The 242-nt window shown below is 66.1% G+C and carries 1 pseudogene; it reads right to left on the bottom strand.

Annotated features, from left to right (window positions below):
• Positions 1 to 242, bottom strand: a pseudogene (locus tag AC0L2X_RS32645) (hypothetical protein); the annotation flags it as partial.

A 242-nucleotide genomic window follows, 5' to 3' on the forward strand; every position in this document is an offset into this window, starting at 1 on the left:
CCCTTAAGGTTGATCGACCCCTTCAGACGCGGCGTGTCGATCGCCACGCGCGGGGTTTCGGCCAGAACGACGCGGCGATCGCGGATCGCCGAGGGCGTCGTGGCGGTCGGATTCGCGGTAGAATTGGCCACCGGCACCTGCTTGCCGTCGACGATCTTCGTCGCGGGCGGGTTGCTCGGGAAGAACTTGCTCTGGATGAGCGGCCATCCGAACAGGATCAGCGCCGCGATCACCGCGAACAC

The organism is Mesorhizobium sp. WSM4828, assembly GCF_055811175.1.